Below are 8,489 nucleotides of genomic sequence, written 5' to 3' on the forward strand. Positions count from 1 at the left end.
GTTCCGGCTGGTCGCCAACCTGTGGTCGGTCATGGACGAGATCGTGGCGAGCACGCTGCGGTTCAGCGGGATCCGGCTGCGCAACGCCAAGCCGCGAAAGTGAAACCAGCGGACGAACTGTCCGCCATCGGCTGTTCGGGTGGATCTACGCTGTGAACCCGATAACCAGGACGAAAGTGATGCCATGCAGGCCACCGTGACTGACATCCGCTCCGACGTCGCCGTGCTGCGCCTGAGCGGCGAACTCGACGCCGACACCGCGACCAGACTGCACGAACTGCTCGCCGAACTGCTGGAACGGCAGGTCCCGCGCATCGTCGTGGACCTCTCGGACCTCAAGTTCTGCGACTCCGTCGGGCTCAGCGCGTTCATCACCGCCAAGCAGGTCATCGTCGCGCGCGGCGGCTGGCTGAGCTTCGCGGGCGCCAACAAGTTCCTGGTCACGTTGCTGGAGACCGTGGGGCTGAGCCGATACTTCGCGATCTTTCCGGACGTGGACGACGCGATCGCGGCGGGCCAGATGTAGTGAACCAATACGTGAGAGATCACTCTCGAAACATGTCTCCTACGACCCCGTTCGGTGATCTGCAGGTCACCGACCCCGTCGGCACCACGCCGTCGGTCTGGCTGCTGGGCAGCGGCATCGGCCTGCGGCCGACCCCGCTGATCGCCGCCGTGGGCGGGATGCCCGGTTCGTTGTGGTTGCTACCGTCGCCGTTGCCCCGGGTACGCACGATGAAGTCGCTGACACCCGTGTCCTAGATCGGTCAGCCGGCCTGCCCCGATGCGGGTTGAGGAAGGCGCCGCACCCTTGTCTGATGGTGTGGTGAAAGGGCTTCACAAACTTGCCACAGCAAGTGCCGTCCTCGCCCTCGCCGCAGCACTGCTCGGCGTGGGTCCGGCCGGTGCCGCTCCAGCCGGCCCTCATGTGATGCCGTTCGACCCGGTCGCCATCGACGACATCGACGCCCTCCAGCAGATCTACGGTCCCCTGCCTGGGCCCGTGATGCTGGAAGCGGACCCGACCGCCGACGCCCGCTGCGGCCCCGCGGCGCCTGATCCGGTGCCCGACGGTCAGCCGATCAAGGTCAGCATGCCGCCGGCCCCGATCTTCACCGTGGGTGCGATCGCCGCGGCATCCTGGCGAAAGCCCCCGGTGTCGGACGCGACCTGGCGCATGCGGTATCAGGGTCTGATGTGGATGAAGCCGCTCGCCCGGCGCGCCGCGATGGACCGGCAGACGAAGTCGCTGAACGCCCTCGTCAGTCAGGTGCTCGCGTTCCACCGGCAGAATCCGGACCCCGGCGCCAGCAAATACGGCTGGGACGAGGGCACGGCACTGCGCAGGCTGGAGACGGAAAACTGCCTCTTCGCGCTCACCAGGTCGCAGCGGCTCCGTCCCGGCATGGTGGCCGACGCCAGAGTCCTGCGCGGCCCGCGCTACTACGGTCCGCCGAACGCCCCGGTGCACAACCATGGGCTGATGGCCAACATGCAGCTCGTTCGGGCCGGCGACCTCCTCGGGGTGCCGGCCTGGGCGACCGCCGCCACCAAGCGGATCGTGAGCGAGGCACCGAAGGCGTTCTCCGCGCGCGGCATCTCCTACGAACAGTCGTCGATGTATCACGGGATCAACGCCAGGCTCTGGGGCGACGCGGTGACGCTGCTCCGGGAGACGCCCGGGTGGGAGAAGGCGGCCGCCGCCATCGACAAGACCGTTGCCAAGGCCCGCGCCGCCGACAGATGGATGACGGAGCCGGACGGGAAGCTCGTCCAGATCGGGGACTCCGATGAGAACCCCGGCCCCGCATCGACCCTCACGACGCCGCGGGTGTTCCGCGACGACCAGACCGGCTGGGGCATCGGCCGCTGGTCGTGGACCGACCCGAAGGCGATCTACTACACCGTCCGATACGGGCCCGCGCGGTGGGCGCACGGCCAGCACGACCGGGCAGGCGGCGTGACCCTCAGCGCCGCCGGCGTCCGGGTGCTCGTCGGCCCGGGCCGATACAGCTACGGAACCGACAGCTACCACGCCTATCAGCTCTCGCCGAACAGCCACAACGTGGCGGTGCCCGACCGTGGAAAGGTGACCAGCGCCGGCGGCAAAGTCACCGCGAGCGTCTTCCAGGCGCCGGCGCACAACTGGACGGTCCAGGACAAGATGTTCGGGATCGCGCACCTCCGCGGCATCAACGTCAACCGGAACAAGAAGATGATGAAGATCAACGACTCGTTCCCGTCGAAGAACCTGTGGCGGCAGCATTTCCACCTCGCCCCCGGCTGGAAGCTGGTGTCGGGCCGTGCCAACAGCACCAAGCTGGTGTTCGCGCACCCGTCCGGACCCCGGCTCACCATCAACACCACCGGCCGGGTGTCGGGGGTGGTGCAGGGGCTCACCCGGCCGCCGCGAGGCTGGCACTTCCCGAAGATGGGCAGCCGGGTGAAGTCCTACGAGATCGTGATCCGCTCGTACGGGCGATCGTCGCTCACGACCTTCCAGGTCAGCTGACCCAGCCGGGCGACGGTGCAGGTAGCGGCGCGGCCTGCTACTCGGCCTCGTCCTCGGAATGAACGGGGGAGGACGTCAGCAGCTCCAGTTCCCACCGTGCGGCGAACCCGCCGCTGTCCTCGTCGGCCACCAGGTAGGAGCTGACCCGGACGCCGAGGTCCAGCTGGGCGGCGGCGCGCAAGTGCTCAACGAGCTCGTCGACGCTCGAAAGGTAGTGGGTGGCGATCAGCTCAGGCGTCGGCTCGGCGATCGCCTCGTCATCGATCTTGCTTTCCACATCGAACTTGCTTTCCACATCGGTCACCGCGCCAGCGTAGAGCCGAGGGTTGCCCGGCCCGGCGCGCACCCTCCCGCCGCGCCATGCGTCCCGGCCTGCGCACCTGCCGAAATCGGGGTTGCCGCGCACCGCCCGGCAGCGGATAGAGTCCGCGCGCCGATGCGTCACAATCACGGGGAGCTATCCATGGAAAGTCCGGGACCAGAATGGCCGGGTCCGCCCGAGCCGCCCATCGCACCGCCGATGCCCTGGGCCGGCCCCAGCGCACCGCCACCCCCGCAGCCACCGCCGGCCAAGTCGCCGACCCGGCTGATCGCACTGATCGCCACCATCGGGCTGCTGGGCATCGCCTGTGCCGGATCCACGGCGTACGGCGTGGTCAAGGCACTGCGCGCCACGGAGCCCACGGCGCAGCGCAGCCTGAGCGGCGCCGCCGGCCCGGCTGCCTCGTCGACCGCTCCCAGCACGGGCGCCACGAGCTCCGCCCCGGGCCGCCCGGTCGGCGTGACCGGCAAGGTTCCGGCCGGATCGAAGGCGAGCTCCTACCGGGTACGCAAGAACGAGGACCTGGAGCGGCTGTGTGACCGGTGGTACTACCCGAAGTCACCGAAGTACACCGCCGCAGTAGCGCCCCATCCCATCGCGATCAGCGTCAAGGACCGCAAGGACCTGGACTTCCGCACCGCGGAGACGTACCTCACCACCATTCCCTACGATGCCGAGCCCGCGCTGCGGGACGCGTGGCAGCCCAAGGACCCGGCCAAGGTGCAGCTGGTCGCGTGCGTGGACCTGGTCACGATCGGCGCGAAGGTCAAGAGCTGCCGGATCGACAAGCCGAAACCCTCGTCGATCCCGATGAAGGAGGGCCGATACCGCCTGTCCCTCTACGAGGTGGCGACCCGGCGCAAGATCTTCGAGACCCGGCTGACCGGCGAGGACGAGAGCTGCCCGTTCTTCATCCTGATCGGCAGCGACCGGGCGGTCTACAGCGGCCTGGAAGACAACCAACTGGTCGAGGCCCTGCGGCGCTACGTCGAGCAGTGAGCCGGCCGGCATAGCAAGTAAGGCCGGGCCCAGCGGGCCCGGCCTTACATGTTTCCGCTGATGAGGCTGGCGGAGGATACGAGATTCGAACTCGTGAGGGTTTTATCCCAACACGCTTTCCAAGCGTGCGCCCTAGGCCACTAGGCGAATCCTCCGTACGCCAGCTTACAAGACCCGCCGGAGCCGCTTCAGCGGGAGGCCCGCACGGCCCGTCGACCGCGCCAGGTACTCTATCCGCAGCCCCTCGTGCGGCGTCATCTTGTGAACCTCCCCAGGGCCGGAAGGCAGCAAGGATAAGCGAGCTCTGACGGGTGCACGGGGGGTCCTTACGTTCCCGGGGCGTCCACCGGCGCGGGACACAGTTTGTTGTTGTCACACCCTCGACGGAGAATGGCGCGGTCGTCCAGGAGGTGGCAGGAGTGGCACTCGCCCTCTACCGCAAGTACCGGCCCCGGACCTTCGCCGAGGTCATCGGGCAGGAGCACGTCACCGAGCCGTTGTCGCAGGCGCTGCGCAGCGGCCGGCTTCATCACGCCTATCTGTTCTCCGGGCCGCGCGGCTGTGGCAAGACGTCCAGCGCGCGCATCCTCGCCCGCTCGCTCAACTGTGAGCAGGGCCCGACCCCGGAGCCGTGCGGGGTCTGCGCCTCGTGCAAGTCGCTCACCAACGACGGCGCCGGGTCCATCGATGTCATCGAGATCGACGCGGCCAGTCACGGCGGCGTCGACGACGCCCGCGACCTGCGGGAAAAGGCGTTCTTCGCGCCGGCCAGCAGCCGCTACAAGATCTATGTCATCGACGAGGCGCACATGGTCTCGTCGGCCGGCTTCAACGCGCTGCTCAAGCTCGTCGAGGAGCCGCCGGATTACGTCAAGTTCATCTTCGCGACGACCGAGCCGGAGAAGGTCCTCGGCACGATCCGCTCGCGCACCCACCACTACCCCTTCCGGCTGATCCCGCCGGCGGTGCTCCGGCCCTACCTGCAGCAGCTCACCGAGGCCGAGGGCGTGCACGTCGACCCGGCGGTGCTCCCGCTGGTGGTGCGGGCCGGTGGCGGCAGCGCCCGGGACACCCTGTCGGTGCTGGACCAGCTCATCTCGGGGTCCGGACCCGAGGGCGTCAGCTACCCGCGGGCCGTCTCGCTGCTCGGCGTCACGGACGCGGCGCTCATCGACGAGATGTGCGACGCGCTGGCGGCCGGCGACGGCGCGGCGGCTTACCAGACCATCGACCGGGTGGCCGAGGCCGGCCACGATCCCCGGCGCTTCGCCTCCGACCTGCTCGAACGCCTCCGCGACCTGATCGTGCTGCAGCAGGTGCCGGACGCGGTCACCAAGGGCCTGATCGACGGCCCGGCCGACCAGCTTGAGCAGATGGGCGCGCAGGCGACCCGGCTCGGCCCGGCGACGCTGTCGCGTTGCGCCGACATCGTGCACAACGGCCTGGTGGATATGCGCGGCACCACCGCGCCGCGGCTGCTCCTCGAGCTGATCACGGCACGCATGCTGCTGCCGGGCGCGGACGATGCGCACAACGCCCTGCTCCAGCGCTTGGAGCGGATGGAGCGGCGCCTCACGCTGACCACCGATGAGGTCGGCCTACAGCCCGGCACCGGCCAGGAGTCCCCGGCGCAGGCAGCATCCGTGCCGGCTGGTGGCGGCGGTGGCGGCATCTCCGCTGCTCGCGCGGCGGCGGCCGCCGCCGCGCGGCGCGCGCCCTCGGCGGGGTCGGGTCCGTCCGGCTCGCCGGCCGCCCCGGCGCCTGCCGCCGACTCCGCGGGCCCGGTTGCTGCGACGTCAGGCTCGGCGGCTCCGGTCTCTGCCGTGCCCGCGTCTGCTCCCCAGGTTTCCGACGCTGGTTCCGACGCTTCGGATTCGGAGCCGCCGTGGGCGACTTCGCCCCGCTCGTCCGCGGCGCCGGGCGTGCCGGTTCCGAGCTCCGGGATTCCGGCCACTTCCGGGACGGCTTCGACGGCTGCGCATGGTCCTGCTGCTTCCGCCACGCCGGTCACTCATGGGTCAGCTCCGGCGGCGCAGTTCTCGGCCCCGGCGGCTTCGGATGCCTCGGCGACCGCCGGACCGTTCCCGCCAGGTCCCACGTCGGGGGCGCCGGTTTCCGCCGCTCCCGCGCCGTTCTCGGCGACTTCCCCGTCGGCTGGGCCGGTCTCCGCTCCCTCGGCGTCCGCTTCGCCGGTTTCCGCTTCGCCGGTTTCCGCTCCTGCGGCGTCCGCTCCGCCGGCTGCGGCCTTCTCGGCGTCGGCTGCGCCGGTTTCCGGAGCTGCCGCTTCGGGAGCGCCGGTCGGGCGTCGGCCCGAGCCCGCCGGCATCATGCCCGACGCTCCCGAGGATCCTGGCTTCGCCGGTGAGGCCGGGGTGCCCGGGCAGCTGTCCGCGGCGTCGATCCGGGAAGTCTGGCCCGAGATAATCTCCGCCGTCAGCCGCAAGAGCAAGAAGATCGCCGCGCTCGCCCAGGGCGCCACCGTGCGGGACCTCGAGGGTCAGACGGTAGTGCTCACGTTCCGTTTCCCGGCGCACGCCAAGATGGTCGCCGCCGAGCCGGCGTTGATCTCCGACGCGCTCTATGAGGCGCTCGGCGGCCGCTGGCAGATCCGCTGCGACGTCGCGGGCGAGAGCGGTCCGTCGCCGGGCTCGGGCGGTTCTGCCCCACGTGGCCCGCGTGGCGGCCCCGCAGGCCCCGCGCAGCGCTCTCCGCAGTCCCAGGAGGGTCCGTCCCGCCAGGAAGCGGGCCAGACCGCGCCCAGCGGCGCCGGTGCCCTCACGCGGCAGCGGGAGGCGCCGCCGCGCGCCTCGGTCGCCGTCGAGAGCGACTCCGGCGACGAGTGGCCGGAGCCTGCCCGTCCGGGTGGGCTCGCTACGGCCGTGGCCACCCAGGCGACCGAGGTCGCCGCGGTGGACGACGAGGAGTGGCCCGAGCCGGCCCGGCTCGGCGGCCCACAGACCGCCGGTAGTCAGCCTCGGGGCGCCGGCCAGGGCTTCGCCGACCCGAGTATTGGGCAGAGCAACCCTGGCGGCGGTGACGAAGGCCCCGGCGGGCCCGGCGGAGGTCAGGGCTTCAACGGCTCAGGCGAGGGCCAAGCCTCCAGCGGGCCGGGCGGTGGCCAGGGCTTTGGTGAATCCAGCGGCGGCCACGGTCCCGGAGGCCAGGGACTCAGCGGCCCAGGCGGCGGCCAGGGCTTTAGCGGGTCGGCAACCGGCCAGGCAGGCCCAGCCCACCCGGCAGGCGCGGCAGCCGGGACGACAAACGCAGCAGGCGCGGGAGGCGGGGCACCCGGCCCTGCCGGGTCAGGAGGCCTGGCAGGCGGTCACGGCAACGGGATATCCAACCCGGCAGGCGGCCCGACCGGAATAACCAACCCGGCAGGCGGCCCGAGCGGGGCAACCAACCAGGGAAGCGGCCCGAGCGGGGCAACCACTCCGGGAAGCGGCCCGGACGGGTCGGCAAACCCGAGCGGAGGCCCTCGAGGGACAGCCGCCGGAGCCGCAGGCGAGGGAACAGGCCCCGGCGGAGGCTGGCCGGACACGGCAGCCGCCCAGAGCGCCGCCGCGACGACTCGCGACAGGCAAGCACCCCCCAACCCCGGCGACCAGGGCGACCCGAACAGAACAGGCGCCCGCAACAGCGCCCCGGCGGCCGCATCAGGCCCACCCGGCGGCGGGCGACCCCCGTCCAGCGGTCTCGCCGCCGCCCGGGCCGCGGCGGCCGGTGCCGGACGCGGCATCAACGCCGCCCCCGCGAGCAAGACCAGCGCCTGGTCCGACGGCTCCCCGACCGAGGAGGCACCGTACGACCCCGAGTACGACGGCCCGCCCCGGGCCGGAGCGGGCCGTCCGAACGGCGCCGGCCCGGCGTTCGAGGGCTTCGACCCCGGCGACGAGCCGCTCGACGACGTGATCGACGAGAAGACCGCCCGGCAGAGCAGCGAGCAGCAGGCCGTTCAGCTGCTTCGTGACGCCCTCGGGGCGGAGAAGATCAGCGAGTCCTGACCCGGTTCCGTGCCGCGCTCGACGGGCACGGGACAATGGCTGGGACTACCCCCGTTTTAAGGAGCAATGCGATGCGCCCCGGTGGACAGCCGAACATGCAGCAGATCATGAAGCAGGCGCAGAAGATGCAGCAGCAGGTCGCGCAGGCGCAGGCCGAGCTCGCCGAGGCCGAGGTCACCGGTACGGCCGGTGGTGGCCTGGTCACCGTCGTCGTGACCGGGCTGGGCGAGTTCAAGTCCATCAAGATCGACCCGAAGGCGGTCGACGCGGAGGACGTCGAGACGCTGGAGGATCTGGTGCTCGCCGCCATCCACAACGGGTCCGAGGCGGTGCGGGAGCTGACCGAGCAGAAGATGGGTCCGGCCACCGGCGGCCTGGGCGGCCTCTCCCTCCCGGGATTCTGAGCCTGTGTACGAGGGTGCCATCCAGGATCTGATCGACGAGCTGGGCCGGCTGCCGGGCGTGGGCCCGAAGAGCGCCCAACGGATCGCCTTCCACGTCCTGTCCGCCGATCCCGCCGACGTGAACCGGCTGGCCAACTCCCTGCGCAGGGTGAAGGAGCTGGTCCGGTTCTGCACGATCTGTTTCAACGTCGCCGAGTCGGAGCAGTGCCGGATCTGCCGCGACACCCGTCGCAGCAACGAGGTGCTCT

7 protein-coding genes, 1 tRNA gene, 1 other RNA gene and 2 pseudogenes are annotated in these 8,489 nt (G+C 71.1%); 9 read left to right on the forward strand and 2 right to left on the reverse strand.

What is annotated here, in order from left to right; genetic code table 11:
* The first annotated feature begins 7 nt into the window (after positions 1-7).
* The 4 genes from DMB66_RS66365 to DMB66_RS55160 all read left to right on the forward strand — a co-directional run bounded on the left by DMB66_RS66365 (position 8) and on the right by DMB66_RS55160 (position 2,512).
* Positions 8-103, forward strand: a complete 96-nt coding sequence (locus DMB66_RS66365) for a DUF6886 family protein (protein WP_370321249.1) — start codon at positions 8-10, stop codon at positions 101-103.
* 81 nt (positions 104-184) lie between these two features.
* Complete coding sequence (locus DMB66_RS55150; protein ID WP_125812026.1) at positions 185-526, forward strand: STAS domain-containing protein; 342 nt, start codon at positions 185-187, stop codon at positions 524-526.
* A gap of 32 nt (positions 527-558) precedes the next feature.
* A complete protein-coding gene (locus tag DMB66_RS55155; protein ID WP_125812027.1) occupies positions 559-762 on the forward strand; it encodes a hypothetical protein in 204 nt (67 codons plus the stop codon).
* A 169-nt stretch (positions 763-931) separates the two neighbouring features.
* Complete coding sequence (locus tag DMB66_RS55160) at positions 932-2,512, forward strand: heparinase II/III family protein (RefSeq protein WP_158647680.1); 1,581 nt, start codon at positions 932-934, stop codon at positions 2,510-2,512.
* Positions 2,513-2,549: 37 nt separating this feature from the next.
* Here DMB66_RS55160 and DMB66_RS55165 read toward each other — a convergent pair whose 3' ends face one another.
* Positions 2,550-2,816 carry a hypothetical protein gene (locus DMB66_RS55165; RefSeq protein WP_125812029.1) on the reverse strand — a complete coding sequence of 89 codons (267 nt, stop codon included), beginning with the start codon at positions 2,814-2,816 and terminating at the stop codon, positions 2,550-2,552.
* A gap of 216 nt (positions 2,817-3,032) precedes the next feature.
* Between DMB66_RS55165 and DMB66_RS55170 the strand changes: the two genes are divergently transcribed.
* Complete coding sequence (locus DMB66_RS55170) at positions 3,033-3,833, forward strand: hypothetical protein (protein WP_125812030.1); 801 nt, start codon at positions 3,033-3,035, stop codon at positions 3,831-3,833.
* Between the two features lie 67 nt (positions 3,834-3,900).
* Here the strand turns inward: DMB66_RS55170 and DMB66_RS55175 are convergent.
* Positions 3,901-3,988, reverse strand: a tRNA-Ser gene (locus DMB66_RS55175).
* An 80-nt stretch (positions 3,989-4,068) separates the two neighbouring features.
* Here DMB66_RS55175 and ffs point away from each other — a divergent pair.
* The 4 genes and pseudogenes from ffs to DMB66_RS55195 all read left to right on the forward strand — a co-directional run.
* Positions 4,069-4,164, forward strand: an RNA gene (gene ffs / locus DMB66_RS55180) — signal recognition particle sRNA small type.
* Positions 4,165-4,252: 88 nt separating this feature from the next.
* A pseudogene (locus tag DMB66_RS66370) lies at positions 4,253-5,893 on the forward strand (DNA polymerase III subunit gamma and tau); the annotation flags it as partial.
* 2,039 nt (positions 5,894-7,932) lie between these two features.
* The gene (locus DMB66_RS55190) at positions 7,933-8,241 is read left to right on the forward strand and encodes a YbaB/EbfC family nucleoid-associated protein (RefSeq protein ID WP_233625529.1); all 309 of its coding nucleotides are present in this window, start codon (positions 7,933-7,935) and stop codon (positions 8,239-8,241) included.
* 4 nt (positions 8,242-8,245) lie between these two features.
* Positions 8,246-8,489 (forward strand): annotated as a pseudogene (locus DMB66_RS55195) (recombination protein RecR); the annotation flags it as partial.

Source organism: Actinoplanes sp. ATCC 53533, assembly GCF_003947245.1.